Below are 21,864 nucleotides of genomic sequence, written 5' to 3'. Positions count from 1 at the left end.
CCGCCCGGTGCTTCTGCAGCGGGCGGGCCGCGCCATACTGGGGCCGCCATACGGGGCCTGTGCCGGGACGCGGTACAGGACGCTTTCCCACCTTCATCAAGCAGTGGTCAATGAACGGCACATCAGAAATTCTTTCCGTCAGGGAAAAGGTCGGCTACAGCCTCGGCGACCTCGCCGCAAACCTGATCTTCCAGACCCTTGTCGCCTTCCTGGCCTTCTTCTACACCGACGTGTACCGGATACCGGCCGGCACGGCGGCGACCATCATCTTCATCGGCGGCATGCTCGGTGCGTTCGTGTTCACGCCGATCATCGGTTTTGCCGCCGACCGTACCAATACGCGCTGGGGCAAGTTCCGCCCGTGGATCCTGTGGACGGCGATCCCGTTCGGCGTGTTCTCGCTGCTGGCCTTCAGCACGCCTGACCTGGGCGAGGAGGGCAAGGTCATCTATGCGCTGGCGACCTACATCCTGCTGGTGATGATCTACGCCGCCAACAACCTGCCGTACTCCGCGCTCAGTGGCGTGCTCACCGGCTCGATGGCGCAGCGCAACAGCCTGTCCTCGTACCGCTTCGTGGCGGTGATGCTGGCGCAGTTCGTGATCCAGGTGCTGCTGCTGCCGCTGGTGCTGATCCTGGGCAGCGGCGACAAGGTGCGCGGTTTCCACAACACCATGATGCTGTTCGCCGTGGTCGGCACCGTGTTCTTCCTGATCACCTTCTTCACCACGCGCGAGCGCATCGTGGCCGCGCCGGAACACAAGTCGAGCATCAAGCAGGACCTGGCCGACCTGGCCCGCAACCGTCCGTGGCTGGTGATGCTGGCGCTGACGATCCTGGTGTTCGTCACCCTGGCGCTGAAGGGCGGCTCGTACATCTACTACTTCCAGTACTACCTGGATCCGGGCGCACTGGGTCGGTTCCTCGAGGACGTCGGCTTCAACCGCCTGATCGGCGGGTTGAATGCCGTGCTCACCGGCATCGGCCTGACCGAGTTCCAGTGGCCCAAGGACGCGCCGACCTCGGCGTACAGCATGTTCAATGCCGCCGGCATCATCTCGATGATCATCGGCATCGGTTTCTCCAAGCGCCTTGCCGACCGTTTCGGCAAGCGGGACGTGTTCGGCGGGGCACTTTTCGTCTCGACGATATTCCTGCTGGCGTTCTTCTTTTACCCGCCAACGGCGGTCGGCCTGGTGTTCGTTTCGCTGGTCCTGCACGGCTTCTTCTACGGCATCACCATCCCGCTGCTGTGGGCGATGATCGCCGACGTCGCCGACTACTCGGAGTGGCGCAACTACCGCCGCGCCACCGCGATCATCTTCTCGGCGATGCTGTGCGGCCTGAAGATCGGCCTGAGCGTCGGCGGCGCGCTGGTCGCCGGGTTGCTCGCCTACTACGGCTACCAGGCCGGCGAGCCGGTGCAGTCGGCGCAGACCATCGACGGCATCCGCCTGGCGGTCAGCATCTACTGCTCGATTCCGCTGCTGCTGTGCGTCGTGCTGCTGTTCCTGTACCAGATCAACAAGTCGATGGAGTCGCGCATCGAGCAGGAACTGGGTGCGCGCAGGCTGCAGGCCGGCGCCGCCACCTGATCGCACACGCCCCACCACGAAGGCAATCGCCATGGCTGACGACACCGACACCGACGAGCTGAAAGCACTGGCCGCGAAGGCCATCTCGCAGCCCCTGGTCACCCACATCTACACCGCCGACCCGTCGGCGCACGTGTTCGACGGCAAGCTCTACATCTATCCGTCGCACGACATCGATGCCGGCCTGCCGTTCGACGACGACGGCGGTCATTTCGGCATGGAGGACTATCACGTCCTGCGCATGGACTCGCCGACCGGCGAGGCCGTCGACTGCGGCCTGGCGCTGCACGTCAAGGACGTGCCGTGGGCGCAGCGGCAGATGTGGGCCCCGGATGCGGCCAGCAAGGGCGGCAAGTACTACCTGTACTTCCCGGCCAAGCGCGCCGACGGCATCTTCCAGATCGGCGTGGCGGTGGGTGCGCGGCCGGAAGGTCCATTCGTGCCCGAGCCGCAGGCGATCGTGGGCAGTTACTCGATCGACCCGGCCGTCTTCGGCGACGACGACGGCGAGCACTACATGTACTTCGGCGGCATCTGGGGCGGGCAGCTGCAGAAGTACCGCGACAACGCCTACGCCGCGTCGCACGGGGAACCGGCCGATGGCGAGCCGGCGCTGGGTGCGCGCGTCGCGCGCATGAGCGCCGACATGAAGCAGTTCGCCGAAGTGCCGCGCGAGGTGCTGATCCTCGACGAGACCGGCCAGCCGTTGCGCGCCGAAGACCACGACCGGCGCTTCTTCGAGGCGTCGTGGATGCACAAGCACCAGGGCCGCTACTACTTCTCGTATTCGACCGGCGACACGCATTTGCTGTGCTACGCGGTGGGCGACAACCCCTACGGTCCGTTCACCTACCAGGGCACGATCCTGACGCCGGTGGTGGGCTGGACGACGCATCACTCCATCTGCGCGTTCCAGGGCCGCACGTATTTGTTCTATCACGACTCGATCCTGTCGGGCGGCGTGACGCACCTGCGTTCGATCAAGGTTGCAGAGCTCCACTACGACGACCACGGCAAGATCAGGACCCTCCATCCCTATGGGGAGTGATCCGCGCGCCCACGCGATGGCGCCGCTGGCGACGGGACCGGTCACCACGATCGGAACCGGAGCGCTCGCGGTCGACATCGCGCCCGAAGCGGGCGGACGCATCGCGCAGATCCGCCTGGATGGCGTCGAGCAACTGGTCGGCCATGGCGAAGGCACCAGCGCCGCCATCGCGTGGGGCTGCTACCCGATGGTGCCGTGGGCGGGACGAGTGCGAAACGGTCGCTTCGCCAGCGAAGGCCGTGGTTACCGTCTGCCGCAGAACCTGGGTGCGCATGCGATCCATGGCGTCGGCTTCACCATGCCCTGGCAACTGCAGTCGCACGACGCCGATCACGCCGAACTTTCGCTGGCCTTGCCGCAGGACGAACACTGGCCCTTCGGTGGAAGCTCGCGTCAGCGCATCGAAGTCGGCGACCGTCATATGAGGCTCACCCTGTCGGCGACCGCGGGCGAGCATGCGATGCCGGCGACGATCGGCTGGCATCCTTGGTTCCGCAAGCCCGACCGCATGCAGTTCGAGCCGCGCATGATCTACCCGCGCGACGCCGACGGGATCGCCATCCGGCCACTGACCGCGCCGACGCCGGGGCCGTGGGACGACTGCTTCATCAACGACCTGCCGGTGCTCATCGAGCGCGGCGACGCACGTGTCCGCATGACATCCGACTGCCTGCACTGGGTGGTCTACGACGCAGCCGCACACGCCACCTGCGTCGAGCCGCAGAGCGGGCCGCCGGATGCCTTCAATCTCGAGCCGATGCTGCTGGCACCCCACACGTCGGTCGAGGCGTGGTTCCTGCTGCAGTGGCTGTGACCATCGCGGGATCGTGGCAAAGCTGAACATTGCCCACGTGTTCCACCTGGCTCTCACGCCTCGCCAACGCCGCGATCGGGAACCTGCACCTCCCTGACCACAAGGAGAGGCCATGCAACGCCTGATCCTCGCAGTGAGTCTTTCGATTGCTTCATTGGCCGCGCCTGGCGTGCACGCACAGGCACGCGCCAGCACCACGGCCAATGCACCGGTGTCCGCGCTGGACCTGCGGCGTTACAGCGGCCAGTGGCACGAGATCGCGCACCTGCCCATGTTCTGGCAGCGCCAGTGCGTCGGTGACATCACGGCCACGTACACGCCAAGACCCGACGGCACCGTCGGCGTGCGCAACGCCTGCCGCACCAGCGATGGCAAGCACGACGTCTCCGAAGGCGTGGCACGACCTGTCAGCGGCAAGCCGGGGCAACTGGAAGTCCGCTTCGCACCGGAATGGCTGGCCTGGGTGCCGATGGTGTGGGCCGACTACTGGGTGATCGACCTGGATCCCCAGTACCGCTGGGCGGTGGTCGGCGGCCCGGATCGCGACCATCTGTGGGTCCTGTCGCGGACGCCGGGGATGGACGGTGCCTGCTCGAGCAGATCAAGGCGCGTGCCATCGCCAAGGGCTACCAGCTGGACGAGCTGAAGGTGATGGCGCCGCTGTTGTGAAGGCGCATCAACGGGGACAGGGATGGGCGGAGCTATGATCGGCGGCACCCGCGCCGTGGTCTGACCGGCGGGGGGATCGTGGTTTCACTGCTCGGCGTTTTGCTTCCCGGCGTTGTCCTTCCCCTACGGAGACCCAGGCCATGAGTGAGCACGTCTACAAGTCCCTCGAGCTGACCGGCTCGTCGAAGACCAGCTGCGACGACGCCATCCGCAAGGCGATCGAGCGTGCCTCGGGCACGGTGCGCAACATCGGCTGGTTCCAGGTGCTGGAAACCCGCGGTCACGTCGAGGACGGCAAGGTCGCGCACTGGCAGGTCACCATCAAGATCGGCTTCACGCTCGAAGGTTGACCGGCGCGCGGTTGCCTGCCGCGCCCAAGCAATCCAATGGTTCGTCGGCGTTGCCTGCAGGGCGGGCGGTTTGCGCGCGCCTGTCGCAGGCGCGGTCGACCGCCACGCAGGCTTGAGCCTGTTTCAAGACAGGCTTGCCAAACAATCGCTTTTTTGCCGAATCGGCTGGGACTAACGTTGCCTTCCACTCAAGGCAACAAGGACTTGGCCATGAACATCTATACCGGTTTGCTGTTCCAGCACGGTTATATCCAGAACCCGGAGCTGGCTCTGTCGCTGGCCCAGGACGGCGACGAAGCACAGGCCACGCCGAAGGGCCTGGCCGCGCCGCGCGACGGCAGCCAGCACCAGCAGGGACGCGGCGCCTCCCGTCGGAGCACCTCCCGTCTTGGCGCGCTGGCCGTGCTGCTCAACGAACTGATGCTGCCGCGCTGACATGATCGCCAGACTCTGGCACGGCATCACGCTGCGCGAGGACGCCGACGAGTACCTGGCGTTCCTCCGCCAGCGTGCCGTGCCCGACTACCGTGGCACGCCGGGCAACCTGTCGGTCAGCCTGATGCACCGTGTCGATGGCAGGCTCGCGCACTTCCTGATCCTGACCCATTGGCAGTCGCTGGCGGCGATCGAAGCCTTCGCCGGCAGCGAAGTGGCCAGGGCCAAGTACTACCCGGAAGACGACCGCTTCCTGCTCGAGTTCGAGCGGGAAGTTGTCCACTACGAAGTCTGCGCGGTTGACTGAGCTGCGCGAGCTAGAGCTGCGACTGCAGCGGCAGCACCTTCATCAGCCAGGCCTGGAAGCGGCGGAAGCCCGAAGCCTCCGGGTCGCGCGTGAAGGTCTGCGTGCCGTCGCTCCACTGCAACTTGCCGTCGATGCGCTCGACCCGCCAGGCGCGGCTGCCCTGCAGCTGCTCCTCGAAGATGCGCTCCAGTTCCTGCGCCAGCGCCGGATGCGATACCAGCACGCCCTGTTCGGTATTGATCGAGGTCGAGCGCGGGTCGAGGTTGTAGGAGCCCACGAACACCTGGCGCCCATCCATGATCACCGCCTTGGTATGCAGGCTCGATCCGGACGAGCCACGCAGGCTGAAGCGCGAGGCGGCGTCGCTGGTCGGCTTGAGCTCCCACACCTTCACGCCGCCGTCGACCAGGTCCTCGCGATAGCGCGAGTAGCCGCCATGCACGGCGGCGACGTCGGTGGCGGCCAGCGAGTTGGTCAGCACGCGCACGTCGGTGCCGGCGATGGCCGAGGTGACCAGTGACTGCGTGGCGACCGGGCCGGGCACGAAGTACGGCGAGATCAGGTGCAGTTCGCGCTGCGCGGCGCGGATCGCAGGCGTCAGCGTCGACAGCACGGCCGAGCGATCCATCGCGGTTTCATTGCCCTTGAGATTGAGCTTCATCGGGTCATCGCTGGCGAACGTCCAGTCCGCGGTCCAGTGCAGGCGCGTGCCACCGACCAGAATGCGCTGCACGTCGGGGTCTTCGCGCAGCACCCTGGCATAGGGGCTGGCGGCCAGTTCGGCCGGCGTGCCCTGCAGCATGCCGCGCAGTTTCGCCAGCGCCTCGGGGGTCACCGCTCCTGGGCTGATCGTGGCGATCGGGTAGTTGCTGGGCGCGTTCCAGTAGCGGTCGAAACTGCCGCTGACCTGGCGCACCACCGGGCCGACCATGGCCAGGTCGAGGTCGACGAAGTTGCTCTCGGCGCTGGCGTTGAAGTACTCGTCACCGAGGTTGCGGCCGCCGACCACGGCGACGCGGTTGTCGGCGATCCAGCTCTTGTTGTGCATGCGGTGGTTGAGCCGGTTGAAGCTCGTGCCCATCTCGCCCAGGCGGTTGGCGGTGCCGCTGCGGCTGACGAAGGGATTGAAGATCCGGACTTCGATGTTCTCGTGCGCATCGAGTCCGGCGAAGCCGGCATTCTTGGCGCGCGCGTCCATGTCGTCGACGAGCAGGCGCACCTGCACGCCGCGGTCGGCCGCGGCCAGTGCGCGCTGGGCCAGCATCTTGCCGGTCAGGTCGGCGTGCCAGATGTAGGTCTGGATATCGAGGCTGCGGGTGGCGACCTGGGCGGTGTACATGCGCAGGGCGTACGCCTCGGTGCCGTTGCTGAGCAGGCGGAAACCGGACTGGCCGGGGTGGCGCGTTTCCGCCGGGCCGGTGCGCTGGGCCAGTTCGCCCTGGGTTGCGGGCGCCGGTGCGAAGGCATCGGGCAGGACCGGGCGTTCGGGCAGGCTGGAGCATGCGGCGAGGGCGAGCAGGCACAGCGACAGGACTACCCGGATCTTGCGCGCCATGGTCGTTCCACCGGTTGGGTTGCAGTCGGATACCACAGGGCCTGCAGAGGCACAATGGGGCGCGCCGGGGTGGTTCGTTTCCGCCTCGGCGCCGCATCGCGGCATCCACGCCCTTGGGCCTAGAATGCCGATGCAGGCCGCAGGGCACGCCGACTCAACGGCAGGCCGCCTCATCCGCCACCTGGCCGACCAGCCATCTGGCCAAAGCAAGGAACTCCATGTCTCGCAATTCCAAGGTCAAGCGCGCGGTGCGCAGGAAGAACGAACCCAAGCGCCCCATCCGCCGCCTTGGCGCGTCGTTGCAGCCCCACGCCCAGCTCCTCGACGGCGACGGCAATGCCGTCGGTGGCGTCGGCTGGCGCGACAACCAGTGGCTGCTGGTGCTGGCCGGGCAGGTGGTCGCCAGCAGCGACAGCGCGGCCATGGCGCTGGCGATGCTGCGGCACGTCGTCGCCGTGCAGGCACGGGCCGGCAAGGAGCTGGAACTGCACGCCTCGCCGCCGCTGCTGACCGCGGCCGCGCGTGAAGCCGCCGTGCACGAGCAGACGCTGGAGGAGTATCTGGCCGCGCTCGAGCACGAGCGCCGCAGCCGCGATGAGGAGGACGCGCCGCCGCGTCCGTCAACCGGCCTGGAAGCGCCAACGCGCCTGCAGTAATCCTGCGTCTTTCTGGCCTGCACGCGGAGTGGGGCGCGTTGTTCCGGAGACAAGGAACCGGAGCAGAACCATGCGCACTCACGGAATGTGCCTCGCCATGGTCCTGGCGACCGTGGCAATGCCGACCATGCCAATGACGGCGACCGCGCAGGATCTGCGTCCGGAGTCGCTGAAACTGTACGGCGGCACCTATTCGCCCGATTGCGGCAACGCTGGCGCGCCACAGGTGCGCATCGCCGCCGACGGCCTGCAGATCAGCGCCAGCGGCAAGAACGTGAGCACGCCGGCACGCATGGACTCCTATACGAGCTTTGGCGGCGCACCGACGTCGGCCGTCCCCGAGGGCTACAAAGTCGAGTTCATCGGCGACGACTTCTCGCTGTATGTGTTCGAGGACGCCAAGGGCATGTATGTACCGCTGGAAGGCTACGTGCCCAGCGCCACCGCGGTCATCGGCGGTCCGGCAATGAAGTCGCGCTTCGGCCGCTGCGCCGGTACCTGACCTGCGTGATCGAGATCCTCGATCCCGAACGGTCCGGCGATAGCTGAACCAGCACGCTTCCCCTGCACCGCAGCCTGCGCGATGCTGTCGCGTCGCCCGCGCGACCCCACAAGCGAGGAGGCTGCATGGAACTTGGCATGATTGGACTGGGCCGGATGGGCGCCAACATGGCCGAACGGCTGGTGCGCAACGGCCATCGCGTCGTCGGCTTCGACCCGGGCGCGCCTGCGCGCGAGCAGGCGGCCACGCGCGGCATCGAAGCGGTGGCGTCGCAGGCGGAACTGATCGCCGCGCTGCCGTCACCACGCGCGCTGTGGCTGATGGTGCCTGCCGGCGACCCGGTCGATCGCAGCATCGATGAACTGCTGCCGCAGCTCAGCGCCGGCGACACGATCATCGACGGCGGAAATTCCAACTACAAGGATTCGATGCGGCGTGCGCAGCGGCTGTCCGCGCATGGCATCGCCTGGATCGACTGCGGCACCAGCGGTGGCGTGTGGGGCCTGGCCGAAGGCTACAGCCTGATGATCGGCGGCGACGAAGCGGCGGTCGAACGGTTGCGGCCGATCTTCAGCGCGCTGGCACCGACGCCCGATACCGGCTGGGGCAGGGTAGGCCCGAGCGGCGCCGGCCACTTCGCCAAGATGGTCCACAACGGCATCGAGTACGGAATGATGCAGGCCTATGCCGAAGGCTTCGCGATCATGCAGCGCAAAAGCGATTTCGGCCTCGACCTGGGACAGGTCGCGCAGATCTGGCGCCACGGCAGCGTGGTCCGTTCGTGGCTGCTCGACCTCAGCGCCGGCGCGCTCGAGCGCAACCCGCAGCTGGACGGCATCGCGCCCTACGTCGCCGACTCGGGCGAGGGGCGCTGGACGGTCGCCGAGGCCATCGACCTGGACGTGTCGGCACCGGTGATCACGCTGTCGCTGCTGGAGCGGTTGCGCTCGCGCGAGGACGACTCCTTCGCCGACAAGTTGCTGGCGGCCATGCGCAACGAGTTCGGCGGCCACGCCATCCGCAAGAGCTGAGCGTCCGCGCCGTCCGGGCTGCCGGGCGGGGTCATGTCGCAGTGCGGCAACACGCCGCCCCGGGGCCGGGTAGTCTTGCCGCCGGGCATCCGCCCTCGGGGAGGAGAGACAAGCATGACTACCGTTGTCGCGTCGTCGCGTCCCACAAGTTACTGGATCATCGCCACGCTGGCGCTGGTATGGAATCTCATCGGCGTGTGCATGTTCTACATGCAGATGACCGCAACACCCGCGCAGCTGGCGACAATGCCCGCCGAGCAGCAGCAGGTCCTCGCGGCGACACCTTCGTGGCTCAACGCCGCCTATGGCGTGGCCGTGTTCGCCGGCGCATTCGGCGCGATCGGTCTGCTGATGAAGCGGCGCTGGGCAGTGATCCTGTTCCAGCTGTCGCTGGCGGCCCTGGTAGTGCAGATCGCCGGCACGTTCGCGGTGACCCCGGCCTGGAGCGCGATGGGACCGATGAGCCTGGCCATGCCGGCGCTGATCCTGGTCATCGCGCTGTTCCTGCTGTCGTACGCGGGCAAGGCCGCGGCCCGGCGCTGGATCGGCTGAGAGAGGCTGGCTGATGCAAACGGCGCATCGCCGCTGCCCGTGGCGATGCGCCAACCGATCTCAGCGTGCCGTCTCGACCTGCCGCGTTGAACCGCGGCCATGGCGTGCAGCATCTTGCGCCTCGCCGAATGCGTGTCCGGTGCATCGGGCGTCATGGCTGTCGCCGATCTCGCCGATCTCGCCATAGGGCACCAGCGGCGCACCCACGAGTCGATGCCCGAAGAACACATGGGCCGCCGCAAGTAGTGTGATCGCGGCGACCGCTAACCACTTCGCGCCGCGGGGCGCGATCAGCGCGAGCAGAGACGCCACTGTCCCTGTCAGCAGCATCGCGACCAGCATCCTGGACGCGACCGTGTCCTGCAGCGCTGCAATCAGCATATCCATCCCTGTTCCCCAGAGCCCCTGTGTTCCGAGCGCGGGAGGATAGCGACCGGCATTCACGCCCGCGACAGGCCCAGGCCTGGGTTGAACGGTCGTGCCGATGGCGTGAAAGGCACCTGTGAAACAATCCCTTGCTCCGTCACCGCCACCGGCAATGGAACCGACCTGATGGCGATACAACCCCTGAGTGACCGCGCACTCAATCGTGCCCTGCTGGCGAGGCAGGGATTGCTCAAGCGCCAACGCCTCGCCATCCCCGACATGCTCCATCGCGTCGGCGGACTGCAGTCGCAGGAGCCGCGCGATCCACACGTGGCGCTGTGGTCGCGCCTGACCGGCTTCAGCAGCGACAAACTGCACGCGGCCGCGCAGCGCCGCGAGATCGTGCGCGGAAGCTACCTGCGCTCGACCATCCACACCGTCGCCAGCGCCGACTTCCTGGCGTTCCGACCGTTGCTGCAACAGGTGATCGATCGCGAACTGGAGACCGCGCACTGGCGGTCGATCAGCGGCGGATTCGATCCCGATCGCGTCGAACCGTTGGCGCGCGCGCTGATGGCCGAACGGGCGATGAGCGCGCAGGAACTCGGGGCCGCCTTGCTGGCGCATTTTCCGGAGGCGGACAAGGCCGGGCTTGGCCATTGGGTGCGCACGCGCGTGCCGCTGGCGATCGTGCCGAGCGACGACCGATGGGGTTATTCGCGGCCGCCACGCTTCGCGCCGGTGGAACAATGGCTGCAACGCCCGCTGACGGCTGCCGGCATGGCTGAGCTGTTGTTGCAGGGCATCGCGGCAATCGGCCCGGCCAGCTCCGCCGACCTGCGCAGCTGGTCGGCGCTGCGCGGAATCAAGCCAGTGCTTGAGTCACTGCGTCCGCAGCTGCGCGTGTATCGCGACGGGGCCGGGCGCGAGCTGTTCGACCTGCCCGAGGCGGCCAGGCCGCGCGCGGAGACGCCAGCACCGGTGCGCTTCCTGCCCGAGTACGACAACGTCTTCCTGTCCCACGACGACCGCGCCCGCATCATCGAGCCGCAGCACAACCAGCACTTCACCCAGACGGCGAACGGTCGGCGCCTGCGCGCGGTGCTGATCGACGGCTTCATCCGCGCCGGCTGGTCACATGCCTGCGACAAGGGCCGGGCCAGCATCCAGGTGCGGATGTTCGAGCGCGTCGATGCCGGCACGCGTGACGAGATCGCGACCGAGGCAAAGGCGCTCTTGCGCTTCCTCGAGCCCGACGCGGAAGATCACGAGGTCGAACTGAAGTGAGCTGGAGTTCCTGATGAAGTCAGTCACCGCGGCCATTGTCATGGCGTTGACGATCACCGCTTGCGCCAGCGCGCCGCCGGCTGCGCGCACGCCGCAGCAGCCCGAGTGGCATCCATCGCCCAACTACGACGTCCGCAGCGCGCAGATGATCATCATCCACCAGACCGAGATGGAGTCGGCCGAGGCGGCGCTGCTGACCCTGCAGACGCGCAACTCCGGCGGTCGCGTCAGTGCCCATTACCTGATCGGCAAGGACGGTCGCCTCTACCAGCTGGTGGCCGAGTCCTCGCGCGCCTGGCATGCCGGTGCATCGCGCTGGGGCGGCGTGGCCGACCTCAACTCCAGTTCGATCGGCATCGAGCTGGACAACGACGGCGTCGCACCGTTCAGCACCGCCCAGATCGACACGCTGCTGCAATTGCTGGGCGACATCAGCGCGCGCCTGGATATTCCGCGCCATCTCATCATCGGCCACGGCGACATCGCGCCGGCGCGAAAGCGCGATCCCAGCCCGCTGTTCCCATGGCAGCGCCTGGCCGAGGCCGGCTATGGCCTGTGGCCACGAGCACCGCTGGCGCCGGTCCCTGCCGGCTTCGATCCGTGGGCCGCGTTGCGCCTGGTCGGTTACGACCTGCGCGACCCGGCAGCAGCCGTGCGTGCGTTCCACCGTCACTACCGTGGCAACGAAGACGAGCAGTGGCTGCCGGGTGACGCCGAGATCCTTCACGACCTGCAACTCCAGCTGATGGAGATGCCGCCTGCTCAGGCCGTTGACCCGGTCTCCGACGTGCGGCGGAACATGTAGACCACTGCGCCGACCAGCAGCGCGACTGCGGCGGCCACCAGGTTGGCGATGCTCGCACTGGCGAGCAGGCCAAGACTGAGGGCAATCGCCGCGAGCGGTATCAGCGGCCCTCCGGGCAGTTGCAGTGCGCCCTCGTGGTGGCCGTGGCGCTTGCGCAGCACCAGCACGGAACAGGCCGTGCCGATGTAGGTGCACAGCCGTGATACCACCGACAGCAGTGCCAGCTGCACGAACGAACCCGACAGTGCCAGCGCGAGCGAGATCACGCCGATCACCACCACCGCGACCGCGGGTGTGTGCAGGCGCGGATGGATCGCGGCCAGTGAGCGCGGGCCGTAGCCGTCGCTTGCCAGCGCCAGGAGGTAGCGCGGCGCCATCATCACCGTGTTGCTGGTGGTGCCGAGGATGGAGATGCTCGCGCCGACCGTCATCAGCAGCGCCAGGGTTTCACCACTGAAGCCGGCGGCCGCCTGCGCCAGCGGCGTCGAGGAGCTGGCAAGGCCGGGCAGCGTGCCCAGTGCCACCCATTGCACGCTGGCGTAGACCAGGGTGACCGTGGCGATCATGGTCAGCAGGGCGAACGGGACGTCACGTCGCGGATTGCGGTACTCGCCGGCGGCGGCCGGCAGGTTCTCGAAACCGGCGTAGGCGAACAGCAACAGCAGTGCCGCTTCGGCCAGTGTCTTGGTCGAGATGGGAGCGTTGGCCGGCGAGGCCAGCGCGGCATCGACATGGAAGGCGCCGATCGCGACGAACAGCAGCAGCGGCAGCAGTTTGCCGATCGCCAGGACCACGCCGGTGCGGGCCGCGGCGCGCACGCCGATCACGTTGATCATCACCAGCAGGCCGAGCGAGCCGGTGACGATGGCTATCCGCGGCAGCCCCGTCGCGGCCGCGGGCCAGTAGTGGGTGACCGCCGCGGCCAGGCCGTTGCTGAGCGCGGCGGCGGTGGCCAGGCGGGTGAGCAGCAGCATCCAGCCGACTTCGAATCCGATGAAGGGTCCGAAGGCTTCGCGTGCATAGAGATAGCCGCCGCCGGGCCCGTCGAAATAGCTCGCGGCCTGGGCATAGCACAGCACCAGCAGGCTGACCGCGAACCCGGCCAGCAGCACGGCCCAGAGACTCGCAGGCCCCAGCAGTGCCGCCGCAGCGGCGGGCAGCAGGTAGATGCCGCTGCCGATCACGTCGTTGATCGAGAGTCCGACGATCTGCCAGCGGCTGACCGCACGCAGCGTGGTGGTAGGACGTGCCGCTGCCTGCTGGTCCAAGGGCGTTGCCTGCGCGAGGTCGATGTGCCGAGAGTGCCTGATGCTGCGCTGCGGTTGCCACTGTCGCGCGTTGGATCTCGAAGATGATCAAAGACTACCGTTCGTCCTGAGCGTAGCGCAGCGAAGTCGAAGGACTGCCGAGCGTATTGGGCTTGCGTCTGCGTCATGGCGTCGTCCGCCGGGCCGGGGATTGCTCCGCCCCTTAGTCAGACATCCTGTCTGATGCGGGGCGTGGGCCATCCATGGCCCACTGCGGATCAATCCCCGGCCCGTCGAACGACGCTCCGGCAGTTCATTTCCTTTTCTTCGTTGCCTTCTCTTCAACCCCCTGGGTTTGGAACAACCACATCCTTTCGCGGGCGTCCGGGACCCAGATCACCGAGCAGACGTGCGAATGAGCGAGGGCACGGACACCGTCCAGGGCCGGCACAGCGCGAGTCCGACCGGCGCGGATGCATCACGCGGGCACTGCGCTCTCGCCACCAGTTGAAGTCAATAGAACAGTAGAAGCTTCCGGAAGGAGGGGGTGGGGTGTATTTCGCGAACAGTAAACGGAGCGAAGCGGAGGTTCGCGGAATACACCCCACCTCCTCCCCCTGCCCACACACCACACACCACACACCACACACCACGCACCACGTATCGCGCAAAAAAAAAGCCGCCGGCTTTCACCGGCGGCTTCATCGTCACGCAGATCGCCGCGATCAGAAGTCGTAGCGGACCTGGACCTGCGCCAGGTCGAGGTCGGTGTCTTCGATCTCGAAGCGGCTGTACTCGCCACGCAGGGCGATGTGGTCGGTGAAACGGTACTGCACGCCGACACCGTAGGTCGGGTCGGTGCCACTGTCATCGGAATTGCCGACGACGCTCGGAATCGCCGCGTCGAGGTCCCAGCGCTGGAAACCGGCCTTGGCGTAAGCAGAGAACTTGTCGGTGATCGGCACCGTGCCGACCGCGGTCAGGTAGACCGAACTGGCTTCGAGATCGCGGCCATTGCCGCGCGGCTCGAGCTTGCCGAAGTCGGCGTAGCCGGCCTCGAGGCCGAAGTAGCGATTGAACTGATAACCGCCGAACAGAGAGAACGCGGTGTCCTCGTCGTCGTAGTTGCCTTCATCGACATACGACTGACCGACGCCGGCACCGGCGTAGAAACCCTTGTCGGCGGCCTGTGCGCCGAATGCGGCGGCACCGGCGAGGACGGCGATGAGGGCACGGGAAAGCATCTTGTTCTTGCTCATTGCTGTACTGACTCCTGCAACGGTCACCGCGGCCAATCGGGGGAGGGAGCGGTGGCGTGTCTGCGACGGGCCCCGGCGGAATGCCTGGGCAGCCTTCGCTGCACGGGATAAGTGGGTCTGCGTACGCGCGGCCCAAGGGCCAGGTCCGGGGATTCACTGTCCCGCGTCTGGAACATATGCCCCGCGCGGCCTCGCGCCGATGGGACTTTTCCCAATCTGGCGGAAAGGTCACGGGTGGCCGTGAAATCGCGCGCGCCGCAATACGATCGACACGTCCGCGGCGGAACTGTGAACTTCGACTGGTTGCCGTCGCGGGCGCGATCCGGGGACTGTGTCCATCGCCGCGAGCGGAGCCAGCAATGGCTGCGCCGCCACAGCATTGCCCCGATCAATCCCCCAAATCTTCTGGACAGTCAAAGCAGGGAGCCATGCGAATGTTTTCAAGGAATCTGGTGTTGGCGGTCGTCCTGGCGGGCAGCTGCCTGGCCATGCCCGCAGTGAAGGCTGCGGACGAAACGCCGTTCGACACCGTCGCGGTAATGGAAAAGCAGGACCGCATCCGTCGCGATGTATCGGCAAACGCTGCCGGTTTCAGCTCGCTGTCCACCGACAAGCGTCGCGAGCTCCTCGAGCGCCAGGACGCCCTGATCGGGATCATCGACGGTCGCCGCTACGAGGAGCTGAGCGCCGAAGAACGCGCACAGGCATCGAGCGAGATCGCCTGGATCGATTCGGTGACCCGCCAGGTCGCCGACGAGCGCCTGATCTGCGAGCGCACCCGCAAGTCGGGTACCAACCGCGTCGAGCGGGTCTGCATGACGGCCCAGCAGAAGCGTGAGGCGCGGGAGAAGGCGGAGAAGGCGATGGAAGGCCGTCGCATTACGCCGCAGTACGACAACACGTCCACCCGCGGCCTCTGACGGGGCGAGTTCGGTGGCTGTGATGTCGCAAGCGTTCATGCTGGCGCTGGCATAGTCATCGGGCGGATGCCGTAGAGGCCTCCGCGGCACGCCCCGCAAGAGGGCGGCGCAATCGTCGAGTGTGGTGCGAGAGGCGGCTTCGGCCGCCTTTCGCTTTTGCGGCGCCGCGCGGGGAAATCGGGACGCATTCGCGACGCCATGCCGGGCCATGCGACAATGGCCACCCATGAACGACGCTGTTGACATCGACTTGGCCCGGCTGCGCCGCAGCTGTGCGCAATGCTCGCTGCAGCAGCTGTGCCTTCCTGCCGGCATCGACGCAGACGAGCTGGTCCGCCTCGACGAGATCGTCCGCCGTCGCCGCACGCTCGCCCGCGGCGAGCGTCTGTTCCGCATTGGCGATCCGCTGGCCTCGGTCTTCGTCGCCCGCGATGGCGCCTTCAAGACCGTCAGCATCAGCGAAGACGGCGAAGAGCAGGTCATCGGATTCCATCTCGCCGGTGAACTGATCGGTCTCGATGCCCTCGGCGAAGGCGCGCACCGCTGCGAGGCAGTGGCACTGGAAACCGCCAACGTCTGCGACGTCCCGCTGGACGAGCTCAGTGCCGTGGCCGCGCAGCTGCCATCGTTGCAGCAGCAGCTCCTGCGCGTGATCGGGCACAGCCTCAATCGCGACCATGACCACATGGAGATGCTGGTCCGGCGCCAGGCCAACGAGCGCATCGCGCTGTTCCTGCATGGCCTGGGCGAGCGTTACCGCCAGATCGGGCAGTCACCGTCGGCACTGCGACTGCCGATGAGCCGCGAGGACGTCGCGCGCTTCCTCGGACTGGCACTGGAAACGGTCAGTCGCGGCTTCACCCGTTTGCAGGAAGATGGCGTGATCGCGGTGCACGGACGACGCGTCGAGATCCTCGACCTGGACCTGCTCGAACGACTCGCGCACGGCGCCGAGAGCGGCGATCCGAAGCGGCAGCGCAGCGCCTCGTAGGCCAATCCGGTTGTCGGGTCAGGCCGGCAAACTGCCGCAGCCCAGCGCTGCCAGCAGCGTATGCAACGCAGGCACACGCATCAGCCAGGGCGCCGCCAGTGTCAGCACGCCCGCAGCCAGCACCAGTGCGGCGGCGGCATTGCGCCAGCGTGTCTGCAGCCAGCGACCCAGGCGCGCACCGCTCATGGTCAGCGGCAGCATCACCGGCAACGTGCCCAGGCCGAACGCCGCCATCGTCAATGCGCCGTTGATCGCGCTCGCCTGCAGCCATGCCGCCACCAGCAACGTCGTGCTCAGGCCGCACGGCAGCCAGCCCCACAGCAACGCCAGGCCGAGCCGGCGTGCGCGTGTATCGGCCGGCAACAGGCGCTGCTGCAGGGGCCGCAGCAGCTGCCATAGCCGGTTGCCCGGTCGCGACAGGAAGGCCAGCCGTCCCTGTCGATCGAACAGACGCAGCGCCACGATCACCAGCACCACGCCGACCAGCATGCGCAAGGCCATGGCCAAGCCTTCGATCCTTGCCACCTCGACGATGCCGTGGCCCAGGCCGCCTGCGATCGCCCCGGCGATGACGTAGCCGCCGACTCGGCCGAGGTTGGCTTCCAGTGCGACGCGTGCGGGGTGGCCGCTCGACGTCGCCGAGAACCCGGTGGCGATGCCGCCGCACATTGCGGCGCAATGCACGCCGCCCAGCAGGCCGCTGAGCAGGGCCGCGCCGAGGGTCAGCCAGTCAATCGGCATCCGCGCTTTCCTGCGGTGGTTTCGCTGCGGCAGGCGGCGCATCCTCGCGCAGGATGTCGATGGCAGGTGTGTCGAGGTCGTCGAACTGACCGCGCCGCACGGCCCACACGAACGCCCAGATCGCCACGCCGAGCAGGACCAGGCTGAGCGGGACGAGCAGCAGCAGGATGGTCATGGCCGTGCCCCGCCAACCGGACGTCGGCCCAGTCGCAACGCGTTGAGCGTCACCAGCAACGACGACAAGGCCATGCCGACCGCCGCGATCCACGGCGTGACATGGCCGGTCGCGGCCAGCGGCAGCGCCAGCAGGTTGTAGCCCAGCGCCCACACCAGGTTCTGCCGGACGATGACCTGCGTGCGGCGGGCAAGTGCGATCGCCTCGGGAATGCGCAACAGCGACGGGCTGGTGACGACGAAGTCGGCCGCGCGTTGCGCCAGTGCCGCGCCTTCGGCCATCGCGATCGAGACGTCAGCCCCGGCCAGGACCGGCGCATCGTTGAGGCCGTCGCCGACCATCGCCACGACATCGCCGCGCGATTGCAGGTCGCGAACGTGGGTCAGTTTCTGCTCCGGAGTCTGCCGTGAGCGCACCGTGTCGATGCCGATCGCGGCGGCGAAGCGCCGCACCGGCGCATGCGCATCGCCGCTGCACAGTTCGACTTGCAATCCCTGCGCCTGCAAGGCTTCCACTGCCGCGCGCGCATCCTCGCGCATGGCCTCGCTGATGGTGAAGCGGGCGACCGCGATGCCGTCGCGGCCAAGCCAGAGTGCGCCGTCGTCCTCGCCGCCGGCGGCGAACTCGGCGCGACCCAGGCGCCAGCCCGCATCGCCGATGCGCGCTTCGATGCCATGGCCGGGGATGCTGTGCAGCTGCTCGGCGCGATGATCGCTGTGGATGTCGGAGAAGGCATGCGCCAGCGGATGGCCGCTGTCGCGTTCCAGCGCGGCGGCAATCGCCAGCGCATCGTCGGGGTCGGTGCCGTTGAAGATACCGACGGTATCGAGCTGGGGGCGACCGTTGCTGAGCGTGCCGGTCTTGTCGAACACGACGCGATCGACGCGGGCCAGCGCCGACAGCGCATCCCCGCGTAGTCCCAGGACGCCCATGCGCGCCAGCGCGCCGTGCGCGGCTGTCAGCGCGGTCGGGATCGCCAGCGACAGCGCGCAGGGGCAGCTGACCACCAGCAAGGCCAGCGTCACCTCGAGCGCGCGTGCCGGATCGTGCTGCTGCCACCACGCGTACACGGCCAGTGCGCATGGCACCAGCACCAGCACGAAGCCACTGGCCACGCGTTCGGCCACGCGTGCCAGCGCCGGACGTCCGCCTTGCGCCTGTTCGACCAGCCGCGTCAGCTGCGACAGGCGCGTGTCGTTGCCGACCCGGGTCACGCGGATGCGCGCGGCCTGCTCGCGGCAGAGGCTGCCGGCCAGCGCGGTCGCGCCGGGTGCACGCTGCACGGGCACCGATTCTCCGGTGATCAGCGCTTCGTCGAAGCCGCAGGCGTGGTCGAGTACCACGCCATCGGCCGGGACCGATTCGCCCGAGGCGACACGGACGACGTCGCCGACGGCAAGCTCGGCCAGCGCCACCTGTTCGCGCCTGCCGTCGTCGCGCTCGCGCGTGGCCAGCGCCGGCCGCGCCCGCGCCAGTGCATCCACCTGCGCACTGGCGACGCGCCGCGCGCGCTGCTCGAACATGCGAGCGACCAGCAACAGCAGCACGAACATCACCGCCGCGTCGTACCAGACGTGGGGCCCGCCGCGGACGGTTTCTACCAGGCTGGCGAAATAGGCCAGCAGCGTCGAGGACGCGATCAGCGTGTCCATGCCCAGGCGCCGGCCGCGCAGCTCGCGCCACATGCCTTCCAGGAACGGCCAGCCGGAGTAGAACACCACCGGCGTCGAAACGAGGAAGGTGATCCAGCGGAAGAAGTCGCGCGTGGCCAGCGGCATTTGTCCGGCCGTGTCCAGATACAGCGCCTCGGCGAACATCATCGCCTGGATCGCACCCAGGCCAGCCACGCCCAGGCGGATCAGCCAGCGCCGGCGCTCCTGTTTCTGCGCCTGTTCGCGAGCGTCGCCGGTAGCCAGCCATGGGCGGTAGCCCAAGGCGTTGAGTCGCGACATCAGCGCCGACAGCGCAACCTTCTCAGGGTCCCAGGCCACGACTATCCGACCGGTGACCGCGTTGGCACCGGCATCGAGCACGCCGGGGATGCGGTGCAACGCGCGATCGACCAGCCACGCGCAGGCGGCGCAGCGCATCGCGTCGGTGAGCACGGTGATTTCGCGTCCGCCGGGGACGATGCGGCTGTGCTCGGCGAGGACAACTTCGCGATCCCACCCAGCGAAGTCGGCGGCGTCTGCATCGACGCGGCCGGCCGGCACGCTGCGCAGGCGGTAGTAGTCCTCCAGCGCGGCCTGCTGGATCCAGCTTGCCGCCGCGGCGCAGCCGTTGCAGCAGAACAGGTGGTCGCCGGAGGCAACCGTGCCCGCTGCGGTCAGCGCCTCGCCACAGTGGTGGCAGACGGACGCAAGCGCGCCGGTGCGGACTACGCCACGGCGATCGTCGGGAGCCAGCGCGGTCTGCGAGACGCTCATGCCGACATCATCCCCCAATCATCGCCACTGCATCGATCATGGCGCGTCGCCGTGGTCAATCGTCCGCCAGCGCCGGCGCCAGATGCGCGGCACGCTGTCCTGCGGGCAGCCGGCCACGAAGGCGCCAGCTGCGATCGGCCGGTGTGAGCTGCAGCAGCCAGTCGTGGTCGGGCGAGGCTTCGATGTTGGCGCGCCAGCCCAGTTCGCTCGGCGCCAGGGTGACGGTGCGATCCTGCGCCGCTTCGCTGGGGTGGGAAAGGATGAGCGTCAGCGGTTCGTCGCGGCGAACGTTGCCGTCGCCGAAACCGCCGCCGACCGGCAACAGCTCGATCATGTCCTTGCCCACGCGCAGGACGGCCGACAGCTGCAACGCCTTCGCGCGCGCATCCGGACCCAGTTCGGTGGTCTGGATCTGCGCCGTGCGCTGGACCGTGTCGATCACCGCATCGGTGCTGCCACTGCGCAAGGCCACCACGAGCAGCCCGACGCCGGCAACGATCGACAGGATCGGCAGGCCGACGACCAGCCACATGACCGGCATGCGCAACGGACGGGTGCGTTCCATCACATCGGCCCGAAGAAGGTGGAGGGAACGTCGGCCTGGGCGGCGCCATCGATGCGCTGCACCTTGAAGACGATCTCCTGCTTGCCGCGTACATCGTTTGGCGAAGACAGGGTCAGCGGCAGGTTGAGCACCTGCTCGGCGGGAGCGTCGATGAGCTGCGTGCCCGCGGTCGTGCCGCTGCCGATCAGGGTGATCCCGGACGGCGCCTGCAGCGTCAGGCGGAACTGGTGCGCCTTGACGTCCTTGTTGACCAGCTTGAGCGTGTAGCCATTCTCGATCCGGCCGTCGCCGGTCTCGCGGTAAAGCGCATTGCGGTCACGCAGCACTTCGGCGATCAGCGGGCTGCGGTGGCCAACGCCCCATGCCCACGCCGCGCACAGCGCGAGCAGCAGCAGGCCGTAGACGAACACGCGCGGACGCAGCACGCGCGTGGGCTTGCCGTCGATCGCGTTCTGCGTGGAATAGCGGATCAGCCCCTTCGGGTAGCCCATCTTGTCCATGACATCGTCGCAGGCGTCGATGCAGGCGCCGCAGGCGATGCACTCGTATTGCAGGCCGTTGCGGATGTCGATGCCGGTCGGGCAGACCTGCACGCAGATCGTGCAGTCGATGCAGTCGCCCAGTTCCTCCGGCGCGAACTTCGGCAGCGGTGCGACCTTGATGCCGGAGTCGGTGACGGCGGTCGTGCCGGGCGCGACCACCGAACCGACGACGTAATGCGCGGCCCGCAACACGTAGTCATAGGCGGTGGCCGGATCGAGCAGGCCACGGCGCTCGGCCGCGCCCTTCATGCCGCGCTTGCGCGGGCCGCGCGGTTCGCCGCGCATCGGGTCGTAGGCGATGATCAGCGTGTTGCGGTCGAACATCGCGCTCTGGAAGCGCGCGTACGGGCACATGTACTTGCACACCTGCTCGCGCAGGAAACCGGCATTGCCCCAGGTGGCCAATGCGTAGAACAGCACCCAGAACAGCTCCCAGTTGCCCCAGCCCGGCGCGCTGCCGACCAGTGGCGTGCGCGCGGCCAGGTCGGTGATCGGGGTGAAGAAGCCGACGAAGGTGAAACCGGTCCACAGCGCGAACACCAGCCACAGCGCGTGCTTGCTGCCCTTGCGCAGGACCTTGTTGCGGTTCCACGGACCGGCATCGAGCTTCATCCGCGCGTTGCGGTCGCCCTCGGTCCACTGTTCCATCCACAGGAAGACCTCGGTCCACACCGTCTGCGGGCAGGCATAGCCGCACCACAGGCGGCCGGCGAGGGCGGTGAAGAAGAACAGGGCGAGGCCGGCGATCACCAGCAGCATCGCCAGGAACACGAAATCCTGCGGCCAGAAGTTCAGCCCGAACACGTAGAACTTGCGCGCGGGCAGGTCGAAGAGCACTGCCTGGCGGCCGTCCCAGCGCAGCCACGGGAAGACGTAGAACATGCCCAGCAGCGCCACCACCGCGATCTTGCGCCAGGTCTGGAAGCGGCCGTCGACGTCGCGCGGATAGATCTTGCGCTCGCTCACGTACAGCGCGCTGCCGTCATCCAGCAGGTCGAGTGGGATCTTCTTGGTCATTGCGAATTA

The 21,864-nt window shown here is 67.8% G+C and carries 23 protein-coding genes and 1 pseudogene; 15 read left to right on the top strand and 9 right to left on the bottom strand.

Translation table 11 applies throughout. The features are described 5' to 3' along the window. The first annotated feature begins 110 nt into the window (after positions 1 to 110). From HIV01_RS11010 to HIV01_RS10980, 7 genes and pseudogenes are all read left to right on the top strand, one after another. On the top strand, positions 111 to 1,595 hold the full coding sequence (locus HIV01_RS11010; protein ID WP_200607068.1) for an MFS transporter: 1,485 nt from the start codon (positions 111 to 113) through the stop codon (positions 1,593 to 1,595). Between the two features lie 31 nt (positions 1,596 to 1,626). Beyond that, the gene (locus tag HIV01_RS11005; protein WP_200607067.1) at positions 1,627 to 2,643 is read left to right on the top strand and encodes a glycoside hydrolase family 43 protein; all 1,017 of its coding nucleotides are present in this window, start codon (positions 1,627 to 1,629) and stop codon (positions 2,641 to 2,643) included. Beyond that, complete coding sequence (locus tag HIV01_RS11000) at positions 2,633 to 3,457, top strand: aldose epimerase family protein (RefSeq protein ID WP_200607065.1); 825 nt, start codon at positions 2,633 to 2,635, stop codon at positions 3,455 to 3,457. Before HIV01_RS11005 ends, HIV01_RS11000 begins: the two co-directional genes overlap by 11 nt. A 112-nt stretch (positions 3,458 to 3,569) precedes the next feature. Beyond that, positions 3,570 to 4,126 (top strand): annotated as a pseudogene (locus tag HIV01_RS10995) (lipocalin family protein). A 140-nt stretch (positions 4,127 to 4,266) separates the two neighbouring features. Continuing rightward, positions 4,267 to 4,476 carry a dodecin gene (locus tag HIV01_RS10990; protein ID WP_158732594.1) on the top strand — a complete coding sequence of 70 codons (210 nt, stop codon included), beginning with the start codon at positions 4,267 to 4,269 and terminating at the stop codon, positions 4,474 to 4,476. A 210-nt stretch (positions 4,477 to 4,686) separates the two neighbouring features. Beyond that, positions 4,687 to 4,911 carry a hypothetical protein gene (locus HIV01_RS10985; RefSeq protein ID WP_200607063.1) on the top strand — a complete coding sequence of 75 codons (225 nt, stop codon included), beginning with the start codon at positions 4,687 to 4,689 and terminating at the stop codon, positions 4,909 to 4,911. Position 4,912: 1 nt separating this feature from the next. After that, positions 4,913 to 5,218, top strand: a complete 306-nt coding sequence (locus tag HIV01_RS10980; RefSeq protein ID WP_200607061.1) for an antibiotic biosynthesis monooxygenase — start codon at positions 4,913 to 4,915, stop codon at positions 5,216 to 5,218. Between the two features lie 10 nt (positions 5,219 to 5,228). Here HIV01_RS10980 and HIV01_RS10975 read toward each other — a convergent pair whose 3' ends face one another. Beyond that, positions 5,229 to 6,773, bottom strand: a complete 1,545-nt coding sequence (locus HIV01_RS10975) for a phospholipase D family protein (protein ID WP_200607059.1) — start codon at positions 6,771 to 6,773, stop codon at positions 5,229 to 5,231. Positions 6,774 to 6,991: 218 nt separating this feature from the next. Here HIV01_RS10975 and HIV01_RS10970 point away from each other — a divergent pair, with 218 nt between their 5' ends. The 4 genes from HIV01_RS10970 to HIV01_RS10955 all read left to right on the top strand — a co-directional run bounded on the left by HIV01_RS10970 (position 6,992) and on the right by HIV01_RS10955 (position 9,514). After that, positions 6,992 to 7,429 (top strand): hypothetical protein, encoded by a 438-nt coding sequence (locus HIV01_RS10970; protein ID WP_200607057.1) that lies wholly within the window; start codon positions 6,992 to 6,994, stop codon positions 7,427 to 7,429. Positions 7,430 to 7,499: 70 nt separating this feature from the next. Beyond that, complete coding sequence (locus HIV01_RS10965) at positions 7,500 to 7,931, top strand: hypothetical protein (RefSeq protein WP_200607055.1); 432 nt, start codon at positions 7,500 to 7,502, stop codon at positions 7,929 to 7,931. A 125-nt stretch (positions 7,932 to 8,056) separates the two neighbouring features. Then, a complete protein-coding gene (gene gnd / locus HIV01_RS10960) occupies positions 8,057 to 8,962 on the top strand; it encodes a phosphogluconate dehydrogenase (NAD(+)-dependent, decarboxylating) (RefSeq protein WP_200607053.1) in 906 nt (301 codons plus the stop codon). Positions 8,963 to 9,076: 114 nt separating this feature from the next. Further along, positions 9,077 to 9,514 carry a hypothetical protein gene (locus HIV01_RS10955; RefSeq protein WP_200607051.1) on the top strand — a complete coding sequence of 146 codons (438 nt, stop codon included), beginning with the start codon at positions 9,077 to 9,079 and terminating at the stop codon, positions 9,512 to 9,514. A gap of 60 nt (positions 9,515 to 9,574) precedes the next feature. On the opposite strand, the gene HIV01_RS10950 is transcribed toward HIV01_RS10955, so the two are convergent. Continuing rightward, complete coding sequence (locus HIV01_RS10950) at positions 9,575 to 9,901, bottom strand: hypothetical protein (RefSeq protein ID WP_200607050.1); 327 nt, start codon at positions 9,899 to 9,901, stop codon at positions 9,575 to 9,577. Positions 9,902 to 10,066: 165 nt separating this feature from the next. Between HIV01_RS10950 and HIV01_RS10945 the strand changes: the two genes are divergently transcribed. Both HIV01_RS10945 and HIV01_RS10940 read left to right on the top strand, forming a co-directional pair. Beyond that, positions 10,067 to 11,167, top strand: a complete 1,101-nt coding sequence (locus HIV01_RS10945; protein WP_200607048.1) for a winged helix DNA-binding domain-containing protein — start codon at positions 10,067 to 10,069, stop codon at positions 11,165 to 11,167. 13 nt (positions 11,168 to 11,180) lie between these two features. Further along, positions 11,181 to 11,972, top strand: coding sequence for an N-acetylmuramoyl-L-alanine amidase (locus tag HIV01_RS10940; protein ID WP_200607047.1), 792 nt, complete (start codon positions 11,181 to 11,183; stop codon positions 11,970 to 11,972). Here HIV01_RS10940 and HIV01_RS10935 read toward each other — a convergent pair. Together HIV01_RS10935 and HIV01_RS10930 are read right to left on the bottom strand one after the other, a co-directional pair. Next, a complete protein-coding gene (locus HIV01_RS10935; protein ID WP_200607045.1) occupies positions 11,930 to 13,240 on the bottom strand; it encodes an APC family permease in 1,311 nt (436 codons plus the stop codon). The genes HIV01_RS10940 and HIV01_RS10935 overlap by 43 nt on opposite strands. A 704-nt stretch (positions 13,241 to 13,944) precedes the next feature. Continuing rightward, positions 13,945 to 14,478, bottom strand: a complete 534-nt coding sequence (locus tag HIV01_RS10930) for an outer membrane beta-barrel protein (RefSeq protein WP_200607043.1) — start codon at positions 14,476 to 14,478, stop codon at positions 13,945 to 13,947. A gap of 455 nt (positions 14,479 to 14,933) precedes the next feature. Here HIV01_RS10930 and HIV01_RS10925 point away from each other — a divergent pair, with 455 nt between their 5' ends. Both HIV01_RS10925 and fnr read left to right on the top strand, forming a co-directional pair. After that, entirely contained in the window at positions 14,934 to 15,398 is a 465-nt protein-coding gene (locus tag HIV01_RS10925; protein WP_207526927.1) for a hypothetical protein, read from the top strand. A gap of 226 nt (positions 15,399 to 15,624) precedes the next feature. After that, the gene (gene fnr, locus HIV01_RS10920) at positions 15,625 to 16,389 is read left to right on the top strand and encodes a fumarate/nitrate reduction transcriptional regulator Fnr (protein WP_200607040.1); all 765 of its coding nucleotides are present in this window, start codon (positions 15,625 to 15,627) and stop codon (positions 16,387 to 16,389) included. Between the two features lie 18 nt (positions 16,390 to 16,407). Here fnr and HIV01_RS10915 read toward each other — a convergent pair whose 3' ends face one another. From HIV01_RS10915 to HIV01_RS10895, 5 genes are read right to left on the bottom strand one after another with little or no spacing between them, the layout of a single operon-like run. After that, positions 16,408 to 17,130, bottom strand: a complete 723-nt coding sequence (locus tag HIV01_RS10915; protein WP_200607038.1) for a sulfite exporter TauE/SafE family protein — start codon at positions 17,128 to 17,130, stop codon at positions 16,408 to 16,410. Continuing rightward, positions 17,120 to 17,305 carry a cbb3-type cytochrome oxidase assembly protein CcoS gene (gene ccoS, locus HIV01_RS10910; protein WP_200607036.1) on the bottom strand — a complete coding sequence of 62 codons (186 nt, stop codon included), beginning with the start codon at positions 17,303 to 17,305 and terminating at the stop codon, positions 17,120 to 17,122. The genes HIV01_RS10915 and ccoS overlap by 11 nt, the downstream gene beginning before the upstream one ends. Further along, complete coding sequence (locus tag HIV01_RS10905) at positions 17,302 to 19,731, bottom strand: heavy metal translocating P-type ATPase (RefSeq protein WP_200607034.1); 2,430 nt, start codon at positions 19,729 to 19,731, stop codon at positions 17,302 to 17,304. Before HIV01_RS10905 ends, ccoS begins: the two co-directional genes overlap by 4 nt. A 55-nt stretch (positions 19,732 to 19,786) precedes the next feature. Next, positions 19,787 to 20,296 (bottom strand): FixH family protein, encoded by a 510-nt coding sequence (locus tag HIV01_RS10900; protein ID WP_200607032.1) that lies wholly within the window; start codon positions 20,294 to 20,296, stop codon positions 19,787 to 19,789. Further along, positions 20,296 to 21,855 carry a 4Fe-4S dicluster domain-containing protein gene (locus HIV01_RS10895; RefSeq protein WP_200607031.1) on the bottom strand — a complete coding sequence of 520 codons (1,560 nt, stop codon included), beginning with the start codon at positions 21,853 to 21,855 and terminating at the stop codon, positions 20,296 to 20,298. The genes HIV01_RS10900 and HIV01_RS10895 overlap by 1 nt, the downstream gene beginning before the upstream one ends. Positions 21,856 to 21,864 lie beyond the last annotated feature (9 nt).

This window comes from Lysobacter arenosi (genome assembly GCF_016613475.2).
In the GTDB taxonomy this organism is placed as follows: domain Bacteria; phylum Pseudomonadota; class Gammaproteobacteria; order Xanthomonadales; family Xanthomonadaceae; genus Lysobacter_J; species Lysobacter_J arenosi.
Note: the sequence above shows the minus strand (reverse complement) of the source record. Positions and strands in the feature narration are given on the sequence as shown.